This window comes from Clostridium chromiireducens (genome assembly GCF_002029255.1).
Classification (GTDB): domain Bacteria; phylum Bacillota; class Clostridia; order Clostridiales; family Clostridiaceae; genus Clostridium; species Clostridium chromiireducens.
This window is the reverse complement of the sequence record NZ_MZGT01000005.1, coordinates 102,749-127,631: the sequence shown is the minus strand read 5'-3', so window position 1 is coordinate 127,631 and position 24,883 is coordinate 102,749. Positions and strand designations below refer to the sequence as shown.

20 protein-coding genes, 1 tRNA gene, 2 rRNA genes and 1 riboswitch are annotated in these 24,883 nt (G+C 29.6%); of the genes, 16 read left to right on the top strand and 7 right to left on the bottom strand.

Annotated features, from left to right (window positions below):
* The 8 genes from CLCHR_RS02730 to CLCHR_RS02695 all read left to right on the top strand — a co-directional run.
* Window positions 1-125: ribosomal RNA gene (locus tag CLCHR_RS02730) — 23S ribosomal RNA — on the top strand; the annotation flags it as partial.
* A gap of 135 nt (window positions 126-260) precedes the next feature.
* A 5S ribosomal RNA gene (gene rrf / locus CLCHR_RS02725) occupies window positions 261-377 on the top strand.
* A 328-nt stretch (window positions 378-705) separates the two neighbouring features.
* Window positions 706-872: riboswitch (Lysine riboswitch) on the top strand.
* 154 nt (window positions 873-1,026) lie between these two features.
* Window positions 1,027-1,914 (top strand): 4-hydroxy-tetrahydrodipicolinate synthase, encoded by an 888-nt coding sequence (gene dapA, locus CLCHR_RS02720; RefSeq protein ID WP_079438146.1) that lies wholly within the window; start codon window positions 1,027-1,029, stop codon window positions 1,912-1,914.
* Between the two features lie 265 nt (window positions 1,915-2,179).
* Window positions 2,180-3,835: a SulP family inorganic anion transporter gene (locus CLCHR_RS02715; RefSeq protein ID WP_079438145.1), complete on the top strand. Its 1,656-nt coding sequence runs from the start codon at window positions 2,180-2,182 to the stop codon at window positions 3,833-3,835.
* Between the two features lie 170 nt (window positions 3,836-4,005).
* Entirely contained in the window at window positions 4,006-4,968 is a 963-nt protein-coding gene (locus CLCHR_RS02710; protein ID WP_079438144.1) for an aminoglycoside phosphotransferase family protein, read from the top strand.
* Between the two features lie 410 nt (window positions 4,969-5,378).
* A complete protein-coding gene (locus tag CLCHR_RS02705; protein WP_079438143.1) occupies window positions 5,379-6,620 on the top strand; it encodes an ammonium transporter in 1,242 nt (413 codons plus the stop codon).
* Window positions 6,621-6,760: 140 nt separating this feature from the next.
* Window positions 6,761-7,099, top strand: coding sequence for a P-II family nitrogen regulator (locus tag CLCHR_RS02700; protein WP_079438142.1), 339 nt, complete (start codon window positions 6,761-6,763; stop codon window positions 7,097-7,099).
* Window positions 7,100-7,346: 247 nt separating this feature from the next.
* The gene (locus CLCHR_RS02695) at window positions 7,347-7,979 is read left to right on the top strand and encodes an HDIG domain-containing metalloprotein (protein WP_079438141.1); all 633 of its coding nucleotides are present in this window, start codon (window positions 7,347-7,349) and stop codon (window positions 7,977-7,979) included.
* A gap of 194 nt (window positions 7,980-8,173) precedes the next feature.
* Here CLCHR_RS02695 and CLCHR_RS02690 read toward each other — a convergent pair whose 3' ends face one another.
* From CLCHR_RS02690 to CLCHR_RS02680, 3 genes are all read right to left on the bottom strand, one after another.
* The gene (locus CLCHR_RS02690) at window positions 8,174-8,656 is read right to left on the bottom strand and encodes a mannose/fructose/sorbose PTS transporter subunit IIB (protein WP_079438140.1); all 483 of its coding nucleotides are present in this window, start codon (window positions 8,654-8,656) and stop codon (window positions 8,174-8,176) included.
* Complete coding sequence (locus tag CLCHR_RS02685; RefSeq protein ID WP_079438139.1) at window positions 8,656-9,069, bottom strand: PTS sugar transporter subunit IIA; 414 nt, start codon at window positions 9,067-9,069, stop codon at window positions 8,656-8,658. Before CLCHR_RS02685 ends, CLCHR_RS02690 begins: the two co-directional genes overlap by 1 nt.
* A gap of 226 nt (window positions 9,070-9,295) precedes the next feature.
* Window positions 9,296-12,115 carry a sigma-54-dependent transcriptional regulator gene (locus CLCHR_RS02680; RefSeq protein WP_079438138.1) on the bottom strand — a complete coding sequence of 940 codons (2,820 nt, stop codon included), beginning with the start codon at window positions 12,113-12,115 and terminating at the stop codon, window positions 9,296-9,298.
* Between the two features lie 270 nt (window positions 12,116-12,385).
* Here CLCHR_RS02680 and CLCHR_RS02675 point away from each other — a divergent pair, with 270 nt between their 5' ends.
* Window positions 12,386-12,889, top strand: coding sequence for an Hsp20/alpha crystallin family protein (locus tag CLCHR_RS02675; RefSeq protein ID WP_079438137.1), 504 nt, complete (start codon window positions 12,386-12,388; stop codon window positions 12,887-12,889).
* A gap of 156 nt (window positions 12,890-13,045) precedes the next feature.
* On the opposite strand, the gene CLCHR_RS02670 is transcribed toward CLCHR_RS02675, so the two are convergent.
* Both CLCHR_RS02670 and CLCHR_RS02665 read right to left on the bottom strand, forming a co-directional pair.
* Window positions 13,046-14,623, bottom strand: a complete 1,578-nt coding sequence (locus tag CLCHR_RS02670; protein WP_079438136.1) for a DEAD/DEAH box helicase — start codon at window positions 14,621-14,623, stop codon at window positions 13,046-13,048.
* A 224-nt stretch (window positions 14,624-14,847) separates the two neighbouring features.
* Window positions 14,848-15,567: a lysophospholipid acyltransferase family protein gene (locus tag CLCHR_RS02665; protein ID WP_079438135.1), complete on the bottom strand. Its 720-nt coding sequence runs from the start codon at window positions 15,565-15,567 to the stop codon at window positions 14,848-14,850.
* Window positions 15,568-15,820: 253 nt separating this feature from the next.
* On the opposite strand from CLCHR_RS02665, the gene CLCHR_RS02660 reads away from it, so the two are divergent.
* From CLCHR_RS02660 to CLCHR_RS02645, 5 genes are all read left to right on the top strand, one after another.
* A complete protein-coding gene (locus tag CLCHR_RS02660) occupies window positions 15,821-18,184 on the top strand; it encodes a cation-translocating P-type ATPase (protein ID WP_376747004.1) in 2,364 nt (787 codons plus the stop codon).
* 189 nt (window positions 18,185-18,373) lie between these two features.
* Window positions 18,374-18,538, top strand: coding sequence for a hypothetical protein (locus CLCHR_RS24655; RefSeq protein WP_169896748.1), 165 nt, complete (start codon window positions 18,374-18,376; stop codon window positions 18,536-18,538).
* 283 nt (window positions 18,539-18,821) lie between these two features.
* Window positions 18,822-20,054: an MFS transporter gene (locus CLCHR_RS02655; RefSeq protein WP_079438133.1), complete on the top strand. Its 1,233-nt coding sequence runs from the start codon at window positions 18,822-18,824 to the stop codon at window positions 20,052-20,054.
* A complete protein-coding gene (gene abc-f / locus CLCHR_RS02650; protein WP_079438132.1) occupies window positions 20,032-21,927 on the top strand; it encodes a ribosomal protection-like ABC-F family protein in 1,896 nt (631 codons plus the stop codon). The genes CLCHR_RS02655 and abc-f overlap by 23 nt, the downstream gene beginning before the upstream one ends.
* A 245-nt stretch (window positions 21,928-22,172) precedes the next feature.
* Window positions 22,173-22,247 (top strand) — tRNA-Arg (locus tag CLCHR_RS02645).
* Between the two features lie 244 nt (window positions 22,248-22,491).
* Here CLCHR_RS02645 and CLCHR_RS02640 read toward each other — a convergent pair.
* Together CLCHR_RS02640 and CLCHR_RS02635 are read right to left on the bottom strand one after the other, a co-directional pair.
* The gene (locus CLCHR_RS02640; RefSeq protein WP_079438131.1) at window positions 22,492-23,643 is read right to left on the bottom strand and encodes a site-specific integrase; all 1,152 of its coding nucleotides are present in this window, start codon (window positions 23,641-23,643) and stop codon (window positions 22,492-22,494) included.
* Window positions 23,644-23,662: 19 nt separating this feature from the next.
* On the bottom strand, window positions 23,663-24,118 hold the full coding sequence (locus CLCHR_RS02635) for a helix-turn-helix transcriptional regulator (protein ID WP_079438130.1): 456 nt from the start codon (window positions 24,116-24,118) through the stop codon (window positions 23,663-23,665).
* Between the two features lie 238 nt (window positions 24,119-24,356).
* Here CLCHR_RS02635 and CLCHR_RS02630 point away from each other — a divergent pair, with 238 nt between their 5' ends.
* Window positions 24,357-24,554, top strand: coding sequence for a helix-turn-helix transcriptional regulator (locus CLCHR_RS02630; protein ID WP_169896746.1), 198 nt, complete (start codon window positions 24,357-24,359; stop codon window positions 24,552-24,554).
* A 17-nt stretch (window positions 24,555-24,571) separates the two neighbouring features.
* Window positions 24,572-24,877: a helix-turn-helix domain-containing protein gene (locus CLCHR_RS02625; protein WP_079438128.1), complete on the top strand. Its 306-nt coding sequence runs from the start codon at window positions 24,572-24,574 to the stop codon at window positions 24,875-24,877.
* Window positions 24,878-24,883 lie beyond the last annotated feature (6 nt).

The following is a 24,883-nucleotide window of genomic DNA, read 5'->3' as shown; positions in this document are numbered from 1 at the left end:
AAGATTAGATTTCCCATAGCGTAAGCTAGTAAGACCCCTTGAAGACTACAAGGTTGATAGGTCAGAGGTGTAAGTATGGTAACATATTTAGCTGACTGATACTAATAGGTCGAGGGCTTGACCAATAAATAATCAAGTTGTAATATATTAAAAAAACTATGTGCAATTTTGAAAGAACAAAGCTTTCAAAGGAAACTCACTCAACGTAGTTGAGGAGTACAGTTCATTAGACCAAATCATAGATTTGGAATGAACAAGCATCTCGTGATGATGGCATAGAGGTAACACTCCTTCCCATTCCGAACAGGAAAGTTAAGGTCTATAGCGCCGATGGTACTGCACGGGCGACTGTGTGGCAGAGTAGGACGTTGCGAGGTAACTTAAAAGATAGTTGTAATGACTATCTTTTTTATTTACAGTAAAAAAGTTCATATGATTACTATATAAATAAATATTTAGGTAGAGAAAAATAAGAAATAATCCACAATGTATTGTAATATGCATGTGGATTATTTCTTATTAATGTGGATATTTTTAATTTAACATGTTTATATAATAATTACATCAAAATACTTGTAGATTCCTAAAATTCTCATCTTATACAAAGTAAAAATCCTTTGAGAACTTTGATTAATGTGTAGTAGATGGTATATCATTTACAAATAATTATTTAAGTGATATAATTGGAGTAATTTAATAACGAAAACCTAAGGTAGAGGCGCCAGTAATAAAGAGTACTCATCATGAGTTGGCAAACGGTGATTGATGAGAAAAGGTATTATGGCCGAAGATTTGAATTATGCAAAGATTTATTTCTGGTTATGCATAGAATATATGTATAACTGTCACGAAAGTGGAGAGCTACAAGGATTTGATAAAACTATAGATGATAGTATTACAATGGAAGTTCTAATATTATTATAATTTAGTTTTGTACAAGTTTTATGCGATTAACTCTACCCGTTGGTATAAATTACTAACGGGTTTTCTTATTTAACAAAATAATTTTTAGGAGTTGGCAGATTAATGAAAGTAGAAGGGGTACTAGTACCATTAATAACACCATTTAAGGATGGAAAGGTAGATTTTAAATCTTACGAAAGAATGATCAATCATTATATTAAAGAAGGTGCAAATGGAATTATTCCACTAGCAACAACTGGAGAATCACCTACCATTCTTACGTGTGAGTACGAGGAAGTATTAGAAAAGACTATTGAGTATAATAATAATAGGGTGCCGGTGTATGTAGGATTGGGAGGAAATAATACAAGTGAAGTAGTTAAAATGTCCAAGATAGTAGAAAAGCATAGCGTAGATGGCATACTATCTGTAGCACCATATTATTCAAGACCCGATCAAAGAGGCATTTACGAACATTTTAAAGCTTTATCAGAATCAACTAACTTAGATATCATACTTTATAATATACCGTATAGGACAGGAACTAATATTGAGAATGATACTGTACAAATATTATCACAGTTAAAGAATATAATCGGTATAAAAGATTGCTGCGGAAATATGAAGCAAACAACAGAATTATTATTAAACCCACCAAAAGATTTTTCAATATTGACAGGAGAGGATGCGTATTTTTATACAACACTTGCGCTTGGTGGACAGGGAGGAATAATGGCTTCAGCTCATTTAAGAACTAAAGAATTTATAGATATATATAATTTAGTAAAAGAGAATAATCATCAAGAAGCATTGGATAAATGGAAGCTGATACATGGCATGATACCTCTTCTATTTTCAGAACCTAATCCTACACCACTAAAGTATTGCCTAAATAAGATGGGTTTAATAGATTCTGATGAAGTTAGACTTCCATTAGTAAATGTTACAAAGAAACTTCAAGATAAGTTAGATAAGATGTTGGAAAATATAGAATATAATATAGAGGTGTAATTATTAGGAGTGATCAAAGAAAGAGGAAAATTAATATAAATAAGGACAAGAAGACAGCATTGTGAAGATTATATAATATATTCTTAGTATTTATAAAAGGTCAGGAGAGGGGAAGTAGTAATTGCTTCCTCTTTTATTATTAACTAGTATGAATAATATCTATAAGGATTATAGAGAAGATAACAATTGTAAACGTATTTTTTGACTACTATATAAATTAGGAGTAATATAAAGAGTGAAAAAATTAACAAGGAAGTGATTTAAAATGATGCCTAGGTTTTTTTCTATGATCAAGAGTAAGGAAATTACAAGAGGGCAAGTTATGAAAGACATAATAGCTGGATTTATTGTTGCTGTAATAGCATTGCCATTGTCAATAGCTCTTGGAATATCATCAGGGGTATCTCCGGATAAGGGGATTGTAACGGCAATATTAGCAGGGTTTATAATATCATTTTTAGGAGGCAGCAAAGTTCAAATAGGTGGCCCTACAGGGGCATTTGTAATTATAATTTACTCAATTATTCAAGAATACGGATTGAATGGGCTCATTACTGCAACGGTAATGGCAGGAATAATTTTAGTTATAATGGGATTATTAAGATTTGGTTCATTAATTAAGTACATACCACAAACAATAACTATAGGTTTTACTGCTGGTATAGCAGTAACACTTATGTCCACACAAATTAAGGATTTTCTCGGATTACATATTGATAATGTGCCAGCAGAGTTTTTTGAAAAGTGGCAATTTTATTTTACCAATATAGAATCCATTAATGTATGGTCACTAATACTGGGAGTAGGAGCTGTAGCAATAATGGCAATATGGCCTAAGGTTAATAAAACAATACCAGGGTCTATGATTGCATTAATTATAATAACTATTATTGTAAAAGTTTTTAATATTCCAGTAGAAACTATAGGAAGTAGGTTCCAAGAAATCTCATCAACTATGCCAACACCTGTATTTCCAAATATGAACATATATATAATAAATAAATTATTCGCGCCGGCTATGACAATTGCTATTCTAGCAGCGTTAGAATCATTATTATCTGCAACAGTAGCGGATGGCATGATATCCGATCAGCATGATTCTAATATGGAACTTGTTGCTCAAGGAATAGCTAATATTACAAGTGGATTATTTGGGGGAATACCAGCGACAGGAGCTATAGCAAGAACTGCAGCAAATGTAAAGTCAAATGGGAAAAGTCCAATAGCAGGAATGGTTCATGCAGTTGTGTTATTAATGACTATGCTAGCGCTAATGCCATTAGCTAAAATGATACCAATGACTGTACTAGCAGCCATACTTATAATAGTATCCTATAACATGAGTGAATGGAGAGTATTCAAAGCATTATTAAAAGCGCCTAAGAGCGATGTGATTGTATTATTAGTAACATTCGCATGCACAGTTGTATTTGATTTAGTAGTTGCAATAGGAATTGGAATGATTATGACTATGTTTTTATTTATGAAGAGAGTCTCTGATACTACTGAAATAAGGAACTTAGTTGATGAAGGCGTTTTTGATGACAGTATATCAAATGTATTAGAAAAAGCAGGAGGAAAGATACATGTTTACCAAGTCAATGGTCCAATATTCTTTGGAGTAGTACAAGAATTTATTTCTAAAATGACAGGACTTGAGGCTTCTATTGAAGTTGTCATTTTAGATATGCGCCATACTCATGCAGTGGATGCTTCGGGAATAGATGCGCTAACTAAATTATTAAAACATTGCAAAAGTCTAGATATAAGGCTTTGTTTAACTCATGTACAAGATCAACCAATGAAGGTGTTAAGCAAGATGGGATTTGTGGTTAAGATTGGTGAGATAAATATCTATGAAACTAAGACAGAAGCAATAGAAAAAGCGTTTGACTATGTGAAACATTTGGAAGCATCGTAGAATATTAGTTGACATAACTTATTAGATATTACCAGGGAAATAATATACGTAACTATCATTGATCCTTAATATATGCTTCTAATCTTAAATACTTAGTATTTACACATATGTAGTAAAATATATTACAATTAGACTCGATAAAAATTATATGCAGTAGATGAGGTATGCTTATGGAATATGGATGGGAGCGAACATTTCCGTTTCTGAAAATTGATAATAATATAATTGGGGAATTGCTTGAAGGTATACTAGAGAATGATTATATTACTAATGTAATTCCGATAAATGAAGGCTGCAGAACGACCAACTATATCGTAGATACAAATATACCAGAGAAAAAATATATTCTAAAGATATTTTTTTCAAAAGAGCAAAATTATAAGAAAGAAATTAAATTATTAGCTAAATTAAAAGAAGATAAGTTAGTTAATGTTGCTACTATTTACAAGGTTGGGAACAATGAGATTATACAAAATAGGGAATATGCAATTTATGAATACATGCAAGGAAAGACAATAGGTAAAGCAATAAGCGAAGGCTATAGTATAGAAAATAATTTTATTAAGGATGTTGCACAGTTTTTAGCACAAATACATAGCTATAAATTTGAGAAGGCAGGTTTTTTAGATGAAAATCTGAAAGTCGTAAATGAATTACCACCTTTAATACTATGGTACGAAAAATTCATGGGTAGTAAAGCTAAAGAGCGTCTAGGAAAAGATTTAGTGCATAAAATTTTATACATAGTGAATAAAAATGGTCATATACTAAATAAACTAGATAATGATATTAGGTTAGTTCATGGAGATTTTCAAGGAACAAATATTTTGATTAAGGATAATAAACTAGGTGGAGTTATAGATTGGGAATTTGCAATGGCTGGACATCCTTTAGCAGATATCGGACAGTTTTTTAGATATGAAGAGTATTTTAGTAAAGATATGATAAAAGTTTTTGAAGAAGAATATAATAAAATTTCTAGTTATAAGCTTACAAATGATTGGTATGAGATAAGTAAACTTCGAGATCTAGCAAATCTGATTCAATTAATAAATGGAGAAGGCAATATGCCAAACAAATATTCAAATATAAAAGATATATTAATCAATAATATAACTCTATTATCAAGCTAATAAGATTAAGAATAAAATATAATATAATGTCTTACCAGTTTGATTAATATAAATGAAAATTGTAATATAGGATGTCTAAAATTATGTCATTATAAGGTAATGAAAAAAAAATAACAATCAATATAATTTTTTAAAAATATATTGACAAATTTATATTAAGAGAATATACTAAAAAATATAAACAACGGTGTTTGTGAAACGTACAAAGAAAAGGTATGTTTTACAAGCACCGTTTTTTTATTTAGAATTACGATGTCGTAATAAATTAAGTAAATTAATTTACAAAGATAACTTGTAGAAGTATTAGAGCTCAATTACTTCTTGATTACAATTATTTGAATAATTTAAAGAAATTTCAAAAAAAGGATTATTATTATTCAAGAAATTATTGATTTTAAGGGGGATTTTTTATGGAAATTAATTTTGGCGATAGCAGTTTCTTATTAATTTGTTCAGCACTTGTACTTTTAATGACACCGGGGCTTGCATTCTTCTATGGAGGAATGGTGCGTAGAAAAAATGTTTTAAATACACTGATGTCTTCATTCTTTATTTGTGGACTAGCATCAATAATGTGGGTTTTAATAGGTTATTCATTATCATTCGGCGATGATATTGGTGGAGTAATAGGTGGACTAAATTTCTTCCTATTCAATGGAGTTGGGGCAGATCCTTCAGCACTTGCACCTACTATACCACATGAACTTTTTGCAGCATTTCAAATGATGTTCGCAATAATTACTCCAGCACTTATAACTGGATCTTTAGTAGGAAGAATGAAATTTTCAGCACTATTTATTTTTATAGGATTATGGTCACTTTTAGTATATTATCCACTAGCTCACATGGTATGGGGTGGCGGAATAATCGGTTCTTTAGGAGCAGTAGACTTCGCAGGTGGAGATGTAGTTCATATAAGTTCAGGAGTTTCAGGACTTGTAGCATGTATAATGCTAGGTAAGAGACGTGGTTATGGAATGATGTCATATAAACCACACAATATTCCTTTTGTAGTTCTTGGAGCAGCATTACTTTGGTTCGGATGGTTTGGATTTAATGCTGGTAGTGCATTAAATGCTGGTCCACTTGCTGTACATGCTTTCATGACAACAAATACTGCAGCAGCAGCAGCATTACTTTCATGGATGTTTATTGAAAAAATAAAACATGGTAAACCAACAATACTAGGAGCAGCGACAGGCGCAGTTGTAGGACTAGTTGCAATTACACCAGCAGCAGGATTTGTTCCACTTTGGTCATCAATTGTAATAGGTGCAATAGTTTCTCCAATATGCTTCTTCTTCATGAGCGTAGTAAAAGCAAAATTCGGATATGATGATGCGTTAGACGCTTTTGGATGTCACGGAATTGGTGGAATCTGGGGAGGAATCGCAACTGGATTATTTGGACAAACAGCAATTAACTCTGTAGCAAAATGGAATGGTCTTTTCTTTGGGGATATTAATCTTTTAATTGCTCAAATAGAGGGTATAGTAATAACAGTTATTTTTGCAGCAGTCATGACATTTATTATCATAAAAGTTATGAAATTATTTATGACTATTAGAGTTGAAGGTTCAGAAGAGGCTGATGGTCTTGATGTAGCTGAACATGGTGAAACTGCTTATCCAGCATTCAATGGATTAGACTAGGATATAAATGCTATAATAGCACTAAATAATACTGCATCAATATATTAATAGATAACTAGATTGAAGAGATTTGTGGTATAATTTCAGATATACATTTCTAAAAATATATATCATGCAGATAATTAGGGAGGAAATATATTATGAAAAGAGTAGAAGCGATTATAAGACCTTCAAAACTTGAAGAAATTAAAGATGCATTAAAGAATAACAATATAAATGGTGTAACTATAAGTCAAGTTATGGGATGTGGTCAACAACGTGGTTGGAAGGAGTATCATAGAGGTACAGAAATAACAACTAATGTTTTACCTAAAATAGAAGTTAAAATAGCAGTAGAAGATGATAAAGTGGAAGATGTTATTGAATTAATTACATCAATAGCTAGAACAGGGGAAGTTGGAGACGGAAAGATATTTGTTGTTGATATTGCAGAATGCGTAAGAATAAGAACTGGTGAAAGAGGAAATACAGCACTATAAGAATATTATATGCAAAAATCCATACTTTCATAAATTATATAATATATTAATAGAGAGCAATTTATTGTTATGATAACTAATAATGATTTAATTAGTGAAATTTAACAATAAGTCGTTCTCTATTTTAATATGAATGTGTTAAAATGTTTAATTATTAAAATAATAGATATACTAATGTTAAATTAAAATTTTTAATATAATAATAAATTTATTTCAATATTAAAGAAATATTAAATAGGAGTATGCTATGAATGATAAAGAGATTTTTTTAGACATAGAAAAGCACTTGCTTAATGATGATAAGCCTTCTAATTATATACAGGAGGCATTAGATGCTAAATTACTTGATAAATATCCATTCTCGATGATAAAAGAACTGCAAGAAGTTGATCAAAATCCTAAATTTCATCCAGAGGGAAATGTATTTATTCATACAATGATGGTAGTGGATGAAGGTGCTAAAAGAAGAGATAAGAGTAAAAACAAAAGAGCATTTATGTGGGCACTTTTACTACACGACATTGGTAAGAAACCAACTACCAAGATCAGAAAAGGTAGATTAACTTCTTATGATCATGATATCGTAGGCGCTGATATGGCAAGAAAATTTTTAGAATACTTTAATGAGGAAGAGAATTTTATAAATGAAGTTAAAGGACTAGTAGGATGGCATATGCAAAGCTTATTTGTAACTAAAAATATGAAGTTTCAAAATATAGGTGATATGCTAGACGATGTAGAAATTAATGAGATTGTATTAGTGTCGCTTTCTGATAGATTAGGCAGGAGCGGCTTAGATAAACAAGAAATTAATGATACATTTATTCAAATAGACAAATTTAAAGAAAAGATAAGCAATTTTAATAAACAAACTGTATAGATTTTTATAATAAAAAGAGACTATCTAAAATTATTCCAAAAGATAGTCTACTTAAATATATACATATTAGTTTAATGCTATAAGTCTTATTTGTCTTTGTTTACTTCTTAGATGCTATGCTAACCAGACTAACCAGTAGAATAGAATGCCAAGAATTAATGTACATGAGATTATGAAAATAAGAACAATAAAAATTACATTTTTTCAATTAAAGGCATAATAAAGGCTTTTGAATCAGAAGCAACTTTTCTTATTTCTAATTCTATATTTTTATCATTCAATTCTCTGAAAGATTTTATATCTTGATCATTCAATGAAATAGCTCCAGTTACTTGAGTTTTACCTTCTTTGAAAGACATTCCTCCGATATTAACAGATTTAATATCTATTCCAGCTTCAACTAATCTAAGAACGTCAGTTGGATTAGTAAAAAGAAGCATAACAACATCATTTTCATAGTTAGGGTTATTAATAACTCTAACTGCTTTGTGAATATCAACTACATGAGATTGAATCCCAGGAGGTGCAACTTGAGTTAATAAAGTTTTTCTTATTTCATCTTTTGCTACATCATCGTTACATACGATAATTCTTTGACATTTTGTTTCCTTCGACCAAACTGTAACTATTTGCCCGTGTATTAACCTGTCATCAATTCTTGCTAATGTGATTTTCATTATAAATCATCCTCTTCAGAATTTGTGTTTATTTGTTTTATAGCATCTTTACCAGCATTTTGTGCTATTGATGCTAATTCAGGAAGACTTGAAAAGTCTCTACTGCTAAATACTTCTAATAACATTGGAAGGTTGACACCTGATACAATCTCAATATTGTCATTATTCAATGTTAGAACACTAGCTGCATTGAATGGACTTCCACCGAAGAGGTCTACCATAAATAAAACTCCGTCCTTACAATCTAACTCATTATCTATAAGGTTGGTGTATTTTGCTATTAAGTTATCTGTACCTTCACCAGGTTTAAATGTAACAGTACCTATATTTGTTTGAGAACCAAAAATCATCTCAGATGATTTAACCAGTTCTTCTGAGAATTTACCATGAGTGCTTATAATTAATGCGATCACTACCGTATCACCCTTTCTACTTATTGTTCAGATACTAATATACATAGCAATTAGCGTACCAACATAGTGTATCAGAAATACAAAGTATTATTAAGATACAGTTTTAGTAGTATTAAGTAAATATAAATATAAAAGATGATACACTATAGATATTTATTAATACACTATGTGTAGAAAATGATATACTTTTAATTGATATAATACATAATTTGATACTAAATAAAAGCTAAATTAAGTATTGATAATCATTTAGTATATCGATCATGTAATACAGTTCATCATCAGTTAATGATATAGACAATGAATTCTTAAATATTGAGCTGGCTTTCTTTAGAGCATACAAAATATTCTGATCAAGTGTATCAGTAGACTCTCTATACACCAGTCCATCATTCAAAATCATTCTCTCTAAAGCACAAGCAACATGTAGCATAATTCGTAGTTTTACAGGATTTTCATAATTTATGGATAGAGATTCCTCAATGCTTATAACGAAGTCTTCTAATAATGAACATATTTTTTCGGGATTTAGGAAAGTTATAAGTTCTCTAAGACTTTGTTTACAAAGATTTTTAAGAACTATTTGATTTTCTGTTTTGTTATTAGTATCAATAATAGTCTTTCCTTCTATTAAACTTTTTAGTAATTTTTCGCCTGAACCATCAATCAAATTTTCTAATGATATAAATGGAATTTCCATATTAGGGTTTGATACTCCAATTAGTGCAATAATCTTATTATTTTTTGATATATGAGTGATAGATTTACTTAAGTTTTTTAAACCAATAGCAATAATATTAATTTCACTCGAAGTTATATTATCAACTATATCTTGAATTAGTTCCTTAAGTTTAATAGCAGCGCCTTTACCAGTAGAACAAATTGTAACGATAACACCATCAGCGCTTGGATTTTCATCTGTTACTACCTTATTTGTATATCCTCTGAAATCAGTAATTAAATATGAGTACACGGAATTTAAATCTGTATCACATAATGAACATTTTCTAACAGCCTCTAAAACTAATGGAGTTGAAACCATATCCACACTTCTAGTATTAATATTAGTTCTTTCTGTAATAACATCACCAAAACTATTTAATGAACCCATATCCACTAAAAGTAATACACCCTTGCCTTCATCTACAATCTTAACTTTTTCAATTACGGTTTCTAAAATATCTGAAGGAGTCATTTCAAGAGGCATGTCAACAGCTAAAATATTATCAGCGTCAAAAAGTTTTCTAGCAACAGCAACCATGCTAGTAGCAGTACTTGAACCATGAGCTGCAACTACGATCCCAACTCTTTCTTGATGGGACGACTCTTGAATTGATGTTAAGAGTAGTGCAAGATATTCAATTTCAATAGGAGGAATAGTTAAGTTATAACGTTGCTCTATTAATGCATGAATTTCAGTTGCTACTTCATATTCTCTACTATTAATAGACAACTGTAGTTCAATATGCGATGAAAATGAAACGGTCTTTTTCTTTATACGGTTAAATAATGCACTGAAATGAAGACTTGTAGCATAAATAAATCTTTCGTTTAATTTTCTATTTAATTTAGATTCGGCCAACGCCTTGATTTCCTCAGCAAAGTCAACAATATCTTTGTCAACAATTTTTAGTAAGCCTTCACGTCTATGTGTATCATTCTTAAATTTTGCGTAGAATTGCTTTAAATGAATGTTGATATCTGTAGTTATGAAATTTTTGATATCTTCATCACGCATTCCTTCTTCCTGAAGAGCAGACGTTTTATCCTCAATAATGTTATAAATATTAAATGGGGGCTCATAAGCATCTGTCTCTAAAAATGTTTTATTACCATCTGGTAGGATAGTAATTGTATTAGGAATTATATTCCATGCAGTAGCGTTATCTTTTATTTTATTACCAAATGTAAGAATTCCATTTTTTATATTTGGTGGCAGTAGTTTTAAATTTATATCAATGCACTCATCTGTATTGCCTGTATTAATAGTATTTAAGAAACCTTTTGCACAAGCTAATTGAATATTAGATTTAAGTTGTCCAATATTTCCGTAGGAAGTGCTTCCAATAAGAGCTTTAATGGCTTCGGCTGATATTTTAATTGTTTTATTAACCCTTTGTGCCTCTTTTGATATTAAATAGTGTATTAACTGAATCTGATCATCAATAGGTCGCTCATCAAAACTTGGAATTGCTATAGTTATTGGAATTCTTCTTATAAACGTATTTAATAAGGTGGAATTAGGATCTTCTGTAGTTGCGCCTATCAATAATACTTTAGCTTTACGAGTTCTATCAGTTTCACCGAGTTTGTTGTATGTTCCAGTATCCATAAAATAGAACACCATTTCTTGCCCTTCGGGTGGTAATCTATGTATTTCATCTAAAAATAGAATACCACCGTTAGCTTTCTCAACTATACCTTCTTTCTCCTTATCAGCACCTGTAAAAGCACCTTTGATGTGCCCAAATATATAAGAGAGTAGAAGTTGTGGGTTATTAGCGTAATCAGCACAGTTGAAAACTACAAAAGGTGCATCCTCAGGTAAGTTCTTTATGTATTTAGAGTATTCATACATTATATTAGCAAACAAACTTTTACCAACACCTGTGCCACCAATTATTAAAGTATGGAGACCGTTAGGTGGATACATTAGGGCTGCCTTAGCTTGTTCGATTTGATTTTTTAAGCCCGTATTAGCACCAATTAGGTAGTTAAAAGGTGATTGGTCTTGGATAACAGTTTTGTGTGGTGTTGAAATTAAAGAATTAATATCTGAGATTTCCTCTAAATTATCAGGCAACTTTATTGATAATAAATCCTCAATATGTTTTCTGTCAAAATACATAACTGGTCTATTTTTTATTTTTATTATTTTCTTTTCTCTGCAAAGAGTATTAAGTTCTTTTGAAACATTATTTCTTAATATACCTAGTGTTTCTCCAATGTATTGAGCACTGAATCCTTTTTGCTCTAAAAATGTATCTTTATTAAAATTTTTGCAATTTTGCAAAATATAATTATAAATTTTATCAATTCGCTTCATGATACATGCCTCCTTAATAAATACTATTGTAAGGTTTAAAAAGAAAATATTCAATAGTGTATTGATACAGTTGTTGTATATAAGTATTTATAAAGTAGAAATGTATTAAAAGTATATTGATAAGATATTGTTGTTTGAGCTAATTTATCAATTAAAATTGATACACTAATTTTAATTATTAATAAGCACATCAAGTGAGATAAATATTTTAAGCAAATTAGAAGTTTATAAATATTATATAGGTGTTAAGAAATATATTATGGAGAGAGTATGTTTAAGATTTTTTCTTTTGGAATGGGAGATCTTTTTAATTTAGGGAATATTGAAAGAATAGGTGGAATAATGCAATCTTTTTTGGATAACATTGATATTGAGGAATTTACAAAGGAAAATGAATATTCTGAATCTAGTGTTGAAGATAATAATATTAGCTTCATTAGGATGGAAGAATATGATGATATGTACTTGCTAACTATTAATTTATATGGAATTAATATTAGAGAATTGAGCATAAGATACGACCCAGGAATAATAGAAATAAATTTAAATAGATCGGAGATACAAAAATCCGGTTTAGGAATACTATCTAGAAATATGGTTGTCAGAAAGTCGTATAATAAAAAATTTGAGAATATTGAAGAGATTGAGATAAGTCGTGTGTTAAAAAGTATTGACGATGGAATTCTTAGTATGAGAATGCCAAAGAAGTATTTATTGGAAAATGAATATAATATAATAGAAGTGGAGTCTTATGAAGATAATGTGGACAACTAAGTAATACTGTTGATAATAAAATGTGGATTGGGGATAATTATAGAATTTTTTTTATGTTGCTGCTAAAAATTATAAAATAAAAAGGGAGGATAAGCTCTAGGTGCATACCTAAAAATAAATCTTCCCTTAAATTAAGAGTATTAAATAAAATATTTACTATCTCTTACGCTTATTAGCAACTTCAACATTAACTTTCTTTCTATTAATTTTTCCGCCAGGACATTTATCCAATATTTTAGCAGATACAGTTTCATCGACTGTTACAAATGAGAAGTTTTCCATAAGGTCTATTTGACCAATTACTGAAGCATTAATTCTTGTCATATCTTTAATATAATTGATTAATACTTTTGGAGTTAAACCATCTCTTTTGCCGACAGAGAAAAATAAACGAACATCTTCTTTTTTACTAGGTGAATCTAATTTATTTGAGCTATAATCAAATACACTTTCGTTTTCAAATTTAATTTTCATTAATGCCGCAATTATTGTTATTGGATCATGAGATTCAGCCAATTCTATTGCACTTGGAATGAACTTAGTAAGCTCTCCAGATTTAATAGCATCTTCTACTTCTGAAATCATATCTTTAAATTTTTTATTATTGATTTCTTCAGCTGTTGGAACTGGTTTTTGTGTAATTGAACTTTTAGTAACATTTTGAATTTGTTTAAGCATTGAGAAATCCTTTGGTGTTACTAGAGAGTAAGCAGTACCGCTTTTGTCTGCTCTACCAGTTCTACCGATTCTATGAACGTAAGATTCAACATCTTGAGGTAAATCGTAATTAAATACGTGAGTTACTCCTTCGACATCTATACCTCTAGCTGCAACGTCAGTAGCAATTAATAAACTTAAAGTACCTTCTTTAAACTTATTTAAGGTAGTTAACCTATGAGCTTGAGTCATATCTCCGTGCATTCCTTCAACCATGTAACCTTTTGATTGTAATTCTTGCACAAGTTCATCAACACCTCTTTTTGTTCTGCAGAAAATTATAGCTGAACTTGGATTATCTAAGTCCAATAATCTGCAAAGAGCTTCTAATCTATGCTTATTATTAATCATAAAATAGTTTTGTTCGATTTTAGATACAGTTAATGAGCTTTTCTTTACACTAACAAGTTTAGCATCAGGCTTCATGTATCTTTTAGCAAGTTTAGCTATTTGATCAGGCATTGTTGCTGAAAATAATAAAGTTTGTCTTTCAGATGGTGTATGACTAAGAATTTCCTCTATGTCATCAATGAATCCCATATTAAGCATTTCATCAGCTTCATCTAATACTAAAAACTCTATAGTTTCTAAATGAAGATATTTTCTCTTTATAAGATCTAAGATTCTACCTGGAGTTCCAACAACTATATCTACACCTTTTCTTAAAGCTCTAATTTGTCTATCAATAGAATCTCCACCATAGACAGATAATACTTCAATATTTTCATACTTAGAAAGCCTTTCTATTTCATCTTTAACTTGAACAGCAAGCTCTCTTGTTGGTGCTAAAATAAGAGACTTTATTCCTTTTTTATCACTCATTTTAGTTATAATTGGAAGGCTGTAAGCAGCAGTCTTTCCAGTACCAGTTTGTGCTTGACCTATTAAATCAGCACCGCTAAGTGTTACAGGAATACTTTGTTCTTGTATTTGAGATGGTTTCGTAAAACCAAGGTCTGATATTGCTCTCACAATACTCTCCTTAAGACCTAATGTAGCAAATTGATTATCATTCATTAAATATCCTCGTTTCTTAATTTTAAAATTGATTGATTTTTATTTTTTATAACTACATAGTAAAGATTTATCTATAAGTCAAATGAATTCATTATAACACAGTATATAAAACTATGTCAAAAATATTATTTTATTAATTGAAGAATATTATTCAAGAATAAATATGTTAATAATAGATAAAATGAGCTGCCTTTAAAATTTTTGGCAGCTCATTTTATCTATTACTAATCCGTGCAGGCTTCAATTATAATAGATTGTACAGTTCTAGGTAGGTTTTCTAGTTCGTCCTTATTTAAGTTAACAACATCTATCGGAGGATGTATCAATAATTCAACAGTAGCGCCTTTAACTCTGTTGTTGTTTTCCTCCAAAAGCTTATATGTTCCATTTATAGTTATTGGAACTATTGGGCATTTGGATTTTGTAGCAAGCTTAAAACTGCCGCCTTTAAATTCATCTGTAGACTTTCCCTTACTTCTTGTCCCAGATGGAAAGATTACCATTGAATAACCTGACTTTAATAAATTAATGCCGTCAACAATTGATGCGGCAGATTTTCTTAAATTATCCCTGTCCATAAAAATGCAATTAATATATTTCATCCAAGTGCTAATAAGAGGCCATTTTTCAAGTTCCTTTTTAGCAATAAATCCTTTTGGAACATCAATGACGCTTAATAATAGTGGTATATCAAAATTGCTTTGATGATTAGAAACAAATAATACCGTTTGGTCTTTTGGAATATTTTCTAGTCCTTTAATATTAATTTTTGCACCGGCTGCCTTCATTATAAATTTAGCCCATATATATGTTATTTTATGGATGTAATCTGTTCTTCCTTTTATATCATTTTTGTTAGTTAAAATTTTTACTTTAACTCTAAAAATAGAAGCCAATATTAAACTTAATCCAAGGCAGAGATAAAAATATATAGTTCTTATCATTAAAAATTACACATCCTTAATAAATTAAATTTTACACTAATCAGTATAATACAAAAATTAGCAGATTAAAAGATTAAATAGATTATGAGGAAGTTAAATTAGGATAAAATTAATTTTAAATTAAGCATTATTTAGGGAAAAATTATATTAAAAAATGTATAATATATATTATAATGATTATTCTATGAAATAGTACAGGAATAGAATTTACGCAGGCAGGAGAATATTAATGAATTTAAATGATAAACAGGATATGAAGGAGAAGAACGAGGAACAAATAATAGGATTAACAGCGATAGAAGTTAAGCAAAGAGTTAAGGAAGGTAAAGTAAACCATATTCCTAAAACACCTTCACGGACTCTACCACAAATAATTAGAGCCAATTTGTTCACAAGGTTCAATGCAATAAATTTTGCACTTGCAGCTGTAATTATATTGGCAGGATCGCCTAAAAATGCTATCTTTGTTGGGGTAATAATTGTTAATACACTAATTGGAGTAATTCAAGAAGTAAAAGCAAAACGTACATTAGAAAAATTATCTGTTATAAGTGCAGCTCACGCCAAAGTTCTCAGAGATTGTGAAATAAAAGATATTCCTGTCGATGAGATTGTGCTAGATGACATAGTTTATTTAGAAACCGGACTTCAGATATTAGCAGATGGAGAAGTAATAAGCAGTAATGGATTAGAAGTAGATGAGTCCATGTTGACAGGTGAAGCAGATGCTATATCTAAGCATTCAGGAGAAAAATTAATGTCTGGTAGTTTTGTTGTATCTGGCGACGGCTATGCAGTAGTAACGAAGGTTGGCAAGGAAACTTATTCATCAACTTTAGCTGAAGAGGCTAGACAATTTAAAATAATAAATTCAGAATTACAAGCAGCTATAGATAAGATATTCAGAGTCATCATATGGATTGTACCACCTCTATCATTATTATTAATATTAACTCAGTTAAGAATTCCGGGATATACATGGCAGGATGCAGCTATAGGAGCGGTGTCAGGTATCGTTGGAATGATACCTGAAGGACTTGTTTTGCTTACAAGTGCAACATTTATAGTTTCAATTTTAAAACTATCTAAATATGATACTTTAGTACAGGAATTATGTGCTACAGAAGTTTTAGCCAGGGTAGATGTGCTTTGTTTAGATAAAACTGGTACGTTAACGCAAGGAGATTTACGATTATCTGAAGTGAAAAATATCGGATCTAGAAGCAAAGAAGAAATAGATCATGTATTAGCGGCATTAATTAATAATATTCCAAGCAATAACCCAACGCAGAAAGCTATATTAGCTAAGTATGAAAAATACGATAATAGCATGAAGCCAATAGAGAAAATTGCATTTTCATCTAAAAGAAAATGGAGTGGGATTACTTTTGAAAATATTGGGACATGGATTCTTGGTGCACCTGAAATAATATTAAATAAAGAATATCACTTTATAGAAAGTATAGTTAAAGAGGAAGCTAAAAAAGGAAAAAGAGTATTGTTATTAGCAAATCTGCATAATAACTTAAATGAAAAGTTAGAAGGAAAAATAGAAAGTGTTGCATTGATACTAATTGAGGATATTATAAGAGAAGCAGCTCCAGATGTGTTAAAGTATTTCGATAGTCAAGGAGTAGGTGTGAAAATAATTTCCGGTGATAGTCCTGTTACGGTTTCTGAAGTTGCAAGACGAGCTGGAGTGAGCAATTGGGATAAGTACGTTGATGCAAGAGAGTTGCCAGAAGATAATGAAAATCTAAAAGAACTAATCAGAAATACAACTGTTTTTGGAAGAGTAACTCCACATCAAAAGAAAAGAATTGTTTTAGCACTTCAGGATATGGGTCATACTGTAGCAATGACAGGAGATGGGGTAAATGATGTTCTTGCATTAAAATCATCTGATTGTGGAATAGCAATGGCAAATGGATCAGATGCAACAAAGGCTGTAGCACAATTAGTATTAATGAAGTCAGATTTTTCTGCGCTCCCTAAAGTTCTTGAAGAAGGAAGAAAACAAATTAACAATTTGGAGAGAGTTTCAGAATTATTTCTATCAAAAACTGTATTTTGTATAATTTTATCATTTGTATGCTCAATATTATTTATTGAATATCCAATACTCCCTATACAATTATCATTAGTAGGAAGCTGTGCTATAGGAATTCCATCATTCTTTTTAGCGTTATTACCTAGCACAGGTGGTGTAAAGAAAGGCTTTTTAACTAGGATACTTACGGTAAGCGTACCAAATGGAATATTAATTGCTTTGTTTACTTTGATTACATTTATACTATCAATTCAATTTGGATTACCAATGGATTATAGTAGAACTTTAGCGGTGCTAATGTTTGCAGGAATTAGTATGGTAGTCTTATTTAGAGTTGCAAGACCGTTAACTAATTTTAAAACAGTATTGTGCGTGGCTATGTTTGGTATCATAGTACTTGCTTTTTTAACTCCAATTGGAAGGTATATATTTAGTTTATCAAAAATACGATTTGAACATTGGCTAATATCAGTAGCTGTAATAGTGATATCAAGTCCGTTGATAACTAAAATTGTAGACATATTTAGGATCAAGGTTAATAAGAAATATAAAGTTAAAACAACTTAAAAGGTTGTAGATATTATAGGAATTATCTGCTTTAGGTGAAAGTTAATTATTGTTTTGTCAGTACTTTTATTACAAAAGGTGGTATAAAATAGAGGGATAAAATCTATTTTATATCATCTTATTTTTTTATTGTGATTTTCCAACAACTGGAGTATAATTAAATTAATATATTATTAAGGAGGGTAGATTATGGCAAATGTAATTGGTACTGTTGAGTTTAATTTTAATAAACTATGGATATCTAGCAGTTGTGTTTCAAAAACAGCAATTTCATCTTCTAACGGGAGAAGTGCGTCCATTTTTAGAATAAGTACTGATTATAGTATAAATCCATGGTCTATATCTTTAAATTAGTTGAATTTAAATACTAATAAATAAGGATTTTATAGGATTCGAGGATTGTACTTGAGTCCTTTTTATATTGTACTTATCTAAGATTACAATTTTAAATTTATTAATAAGTCTAAGCTTATATATTAAGTTTGACTTTTGATAGGCTTTAAGTGTAAAATCTCAGGATTCAGTTCTCCATAAGTCTTTTACTTTTAGTTTTTTAGTGTCTTGTGCTAAAAGGCTAAATAAAAGGCTTATTTTTGTTTGTAAAAAATAAGTATTTACAATCTAGGAGGATTTTAAAATGAATGTTAATGAAAAATTAAAGCGAAATATATCAATAAGTTACTTATATAATTTTTTATTCCAATTGAATATTACTTCAGCTATATGGGTTTTATATTTAAGTTTTAAAGGGATGTCTTTAATTGAGATAGGATTTCTAGAATCAATTTATCATATAACAGGTGTACTTTTTGAATTACCTACAGGTGCTATTGCAGATGTGTATGGGAAAAAATTTAGCATAATCACAGGAAGAATTGTAAGCGTAATATCGGGTATTTTAATAATTACGTCAAATAGCTTTTGGGGATTTGGATTATCTTTCATTTTAAGTGCTGCATCTATGAATTTAAATTCTGGAGCAGGAGAAGCGTTAATTTATGACAGTCTAAAAGAATTAGGAGAGGAAGAGCGATATAAAAAAATATGGGGTAATTTAGCCTTTATTATGTCTATCGGCCAAGGAATTGCAGTTTTGCTTGGAGGAATTTTATCAGATATAAAATTTTTATATGCCTATATATTAGGAATGATTATACACACAGTAGCTCTTATAGTTGCTTGCAAATTTAATGAGCCGACAGTGCGAAAAAAACAGGAAGAAAAAAAGCAAGAAAACTTAATATTATATCAGGTATTAATAAGTGCAAAGGTACTTAAAACAAGGAAAGTAGTGTTGTATCTAATATTGTTCTCTGCATTAGTAGGAAGTCTACAAACTACTGTATTCTTCTATAGTCAACAATATTTTTCTAACATGAGTTATTCAAAAACTGCAATTGCAATAATATGTGCAGCGAGTAGTTTTATTGAAGCTATAAGTTCTAAGTATGCTTATAAGCTTGAAAACTTATTAAAATTAAAAGGGACATTAATTAGTGTATCACTAATTAATATATTTTCCCTAATAGGCTTAGCTTTAGCCAAAGAATTGGCTGTAGTATTTTTTATGTCAGCATCTATAACAGGTGGTTTAGCTTATACCATATTTAGTGATTATATAAATTCAAGAATTCCATCGGAGTATAGAGCTACAATACTGTCTTTTGATAGTTTTTGTTTCAGCATGTTTATGATAAGTGTATTCCCTGTATTTGGGTTATTAGCAGAGAAAATAGGATTCACTATAACATTTGGAATTATGGCATTATCATATATTCCAGCAATGACATTCTTGTTATTAAAACTTAGAAAATATAAAAGTAGGGAAAAGGTTAGGGGGATTGAAAATGATAGAATTAGCTTTGAATAAATTACAAAAGTATTATGGAGCAAATATAATTTTAGAAGATATTACTTTTGAAGCACAGACTTCTGAAAAGATTGGTATTGTAGGAGATAACGGATGTGGAAAAAGTACATTGTTAAAGATAATCATGGGAATTGAAAGTTATGATAAAGGAACCATATCAATCAGAAAAAATGCCACATTAGGGTATATTGAGCAAATGCCAGTTTACCCCAATAATTTTAAGGTAATAGATGTACTAAATGTAGCTTTTGAAAGACTGAATGAATCGCAAAAAGAGTTAGAATTATTGGAACAGCAATTATCGAATTCTAAAGAAACTAATATGGAGAAACTTTTAAGCAACTATTCTAAAGTTCAATCTATCTATGAGAGTTTAGGTGGATATGAAAGAGAGGAAAAATTGAGCAAAGTTTGTAATGGGCTTAAGATGAATGCTAATTTTAAAAATAAATTGTTCAATGAGTTGAGTGGAGGAGAAAAGACTACCGTGATTCTGGGAAAAATACTGATTCAGAGTCCAGATATTTTGTTATTAGATGAACCATCTAATCACTTGGACTTAGATGCAATGGAGTGGCTGGAAGCTTATTTAAAAGAATATAGAGGTATAGTTATAATAGTATCTCACGACAGATATTTTTTGGATAATATAGTTACAAAAATAATTGAAATAGAAGATATGAAAGCAAAGAGTTATAGTGGTAATTATACAGATTTTGCTAAGGAGAAAGAGAAACAGATTAATCTCCAAATGGAAGCTTTTTTAGAGCAGCAAAAAAAGATTAAAGCCATAGAAAAATCAATCAATCAATTGAGAGATTGGGGGATGAGAGGGGATAATGGCAAGTTTTTCAGAAGAGCCGCGAGCATACAAAAGAGCTTATCTAAGCTTGAAAGAATGGATAAACCTGTTATTGAAAAACAAAGTATTAGTATAAATGCTAATACAGCAACAAGATCTGGTAATGAGGTAGTTATAATAAAGAAATTAAGCAAAAGGTTTGGTGAAAAAATACTTTTTGACAAAATTGATTTATTAATTAGAAACGAAGAAAGTGTGGCACTAATAGGGCGAAATGGATGCGGAAAATCAACATTAATCAATATTTTACTTGGAATAATCAAAGAAGATAGTGGAATTGCGCTTCTAGGAAGTTCTATAAACCTTGGTTATTTGCCACAAAATATAATATTTAAAGATGAAAATAAAACAATATTGGAATGTTTTAGAGAAGATATAGTAATAACTGATGGAAAGGCTAGAGAATATCTTGCAAAATACATGTTTTTTGGTGAAATGGTGTTTAAAAAGGTCGGTTCTCTTTCAGGCGGTGAACGAAGTAAACTTAAATTAGCTATGCTGATGTATGATGAAGTTAACTTTTTAATTTTAGATGAACCAACAAATCATTTAGATATAGAATCAAGGGAGGAACTAGAAGGTCTCTTAAAAAATTTTAAAGGAACTCTTTTATTTGTATCTCATGACAGGTATTTTATAAACAATATAGCAAATAGAAGTATAGAATTATCAGGAGGATCTTTAACTTCGTACGAGGGTAACTATGATTATTATAAAGAAAAATTAAATCAGCAGAGAGGTTTAGTGCTAATTGAAGGGTCAAATCAGGGAAGTAATGGAGTAGTAAAATCAAAGAAAGAGAAGACGAATAAGGCAACAAAATCAAATAATAATGAGTTTAAGAAGCTTAAGTTAGAAAAACAAATAGAAGAATTAGAAGATAAGTTAAAGGAGATAGAAGAACAGATTCAGGAATTTTCTCATGATTACAAAAAATTGAACATTCTATATAATGATAAGTTAGTTTTTCAACAGGAGTTAGAAGAATTAATGGAAGATTATTTTAAGTAAAAGTTTTGAAGCATACTTAAAAAGCAATGAAATGTATAGTATAAGTTTAATTATATGAATAATAATATAGAGTCAGTCAGGTTATGTCATCTGACTAGCTCGCATTGAATTTTAATATGCAACTATATTATTATAAGTTACATATTAAAAAATCTAATGAATATATATTATAGATTTGACAATACTTAATAATTATAATAAAATTTATTAGGTGGAATTAAATACTATTTAATTCTTAAAGATATGCTCCTATAGTTAAATGGATAGAATAATCCCCTCCTAAGGGATAGATGTGGGTTCGATTCCCGCTGGGAGTACCATATTGTACGAAAGAATGGCTTAACTGCAAAGGTTAAGCCGTTTTTTATTTTGAGAAAAGGGACAAAAAAGGGACAAAAAAGTTTTGTGAAGATTTATAAAAGAAAAAACTAAAATATAAATAAGAAAAGAAAAAGATGTATCAACGATAAGTATTTTAGGAATTTAGTGTACTATGTGTGCTAATAGTCGGAATTACTTAATTAGCACACATGGTAACAGATTATATGTGATTGTACTTTGTACTTATTTAGAAAATATGTCATCTAGTAAATCAGCAGTATTATTTTTCATATCATCCATAACATGAGTATATGTATCTAAAGTTTCAGTAATACTTTTGTGCCCCAGTCTTTCAGATACAACTTTAATATTTTCATTATTAAATATTAGTAATGTAGCATGAGTATGCCTAAGAGCATGAAAGGTAATTTGTTTTAATTGCATATAATTAGTTGAGTCTTTTTTTGGGTTAGATTTTTTATAATCTTCTAATGGTAATTTATATCTGGATATAGCATTACTAAAATTTGTTGATAAATTTTTAGGATTACACATAGTACCTTCGCGACTTAGTATAATAAAATCAGTATCAAGCGAGTTGCCTTTAATAGTTTTTAAATAATTAATTAATATTTTGGGCAGTGTTATCTTTCTATAGCTAGTTGGAGTCTTTAATTTATCGGTAAATAATAAAGATTTGTTTATTTTGTCATTTATAACTTGATGTCTAACAGTTAAATATCTAAATTCTAAATTAATATCATTCCAACGTAATCCGCATAATTCACCAAGTCTTAAGCCAGTTAATAATTCAATAAATAGTGGAGTATATAAATAATCGTCTTTAATGACATTTAAAAAGAAATCAACTTCACTTTTACTCCAAAACTCAATTTTAGGTTTTTCGATTGCTACGCGATCAATATCAATTGGTAGTGAATATATCAATTTATTTTTTTGAGCATATTTAAGGCAGTTGCCTAATGTTTCTATTATCTTTTTAGCACTAGATGCTTTTTGACCTTCATTTATAAGACTATTATAGAAATCTTGAACAATTACATTAGTGATTTTATCTAGCCTGTATGAGCCTAATTTCGGTATTATATGAGTATCAATCCTTGATCTGTAATTAGCAATTGTATTAATTGATATAGTATTAATTTTGTATTCATTAAACCATTTACTAATAAAATCTTTTAAAATTATATTGCTTTCAGTTGGGGTAATATAACCTTTATGTTTTTTACTTAGGGTTTCAGTAACCCACTTTTCAGCATCTTTTTTAGTTTTAAAACCTTGCTTTTTTTGTCTTATCCTCTTACCTTCAGAATCAAAACCAAGACTTACAGTGACTTTCCAATTCCCTTTCGATAATTGTTCATAACTTGGCATATATTCACCTTCTTTTTAGCTAATTTTTTAAAAGATTATTTACGTTATCTATACAGGATTGTATTAGGTCAATTAAATTCATAAATTGAGAATACGTATATTTGGTATCATTTATTTTGATGTGATACTCACTTTCTTCATCCTCATTTGCATAATTTATTTCATAACCAAGAGATCTAAAGAATAGAGTCTTTGCATTAATTAATTGTATTTGTTCATTGATTTTTTGTGTATCAACATAATGATTAAATTTTTCAAATATATCTATTTCTTTATTAGACGTTAAAAAACTGGAGGGAATATCAAGGGCACTTGATAATTTATCTATAATATCAAGTGATGGATTTTGCTTCTTTCCAGCTTCTAGAGAACTAATATAAGCACCGGATACCCCTACTTTTCTTCCTAACTCATTAATTCCTATGTTTTTTTCAATTCTATACTTTTTCAAGTTATTTCCAAAAGTATTAGACATAATATCACCTCACTAAGTATTATCTATCAGTCTATGAAAAATTACTATATAGAAAAGTTAAAATTAAAAAAATGTGAATAAATGAGATATTTGAAGAAATTAAGGTGGAAATTCATACTAACATATAACATTACTGAAAAATGAAACTTTTATTAACTTGGAGATGATGATATCATTTGAACGTAAACCGTCAGTTAACAAGGTGCGTAATCCTACAGTTTATGAAGGGAGGGAATATATGACTAATTTTATGAAAGCTATAAAGTTAAGTGGATTAAAAAAAACAGATATCTGTAAGCAAGTTAATATTTCAAGAACATATTTATTTTATTTAGAGAATGGAACTAAAAAACCATCATTCAATGTTATGTACAAATTATCTAAAATTCTTAATAAAACACCACAAGAATTATTTTTTTCAGAAGATGAAAATTAAAATAGGGAGGAAATATAATGAATTCAACAAATGAAAAAACAATATTAAAATTAAAGGAAATTCAAGAAAAGTATGATATCCCAGTTAATAGATTAACATCACTAATAAGACAAGGCAAACTAAAAGCCGTAAAATCGGGAAAAGAGTATGTAGTAACTTTAACAGAGATTCATAGATATTTAGGAATTGAAACAACTAGCGAAAGTCTGGAAAGGGAAATATATATTAAGGAACTTGAAAGCAAAATTAAAAATTATGAAATTCAAATGAAGACATTGAAGAATTGTATTAATATGATGGGAAATGTTGTTGCGTGTGGGTAGGTGGTA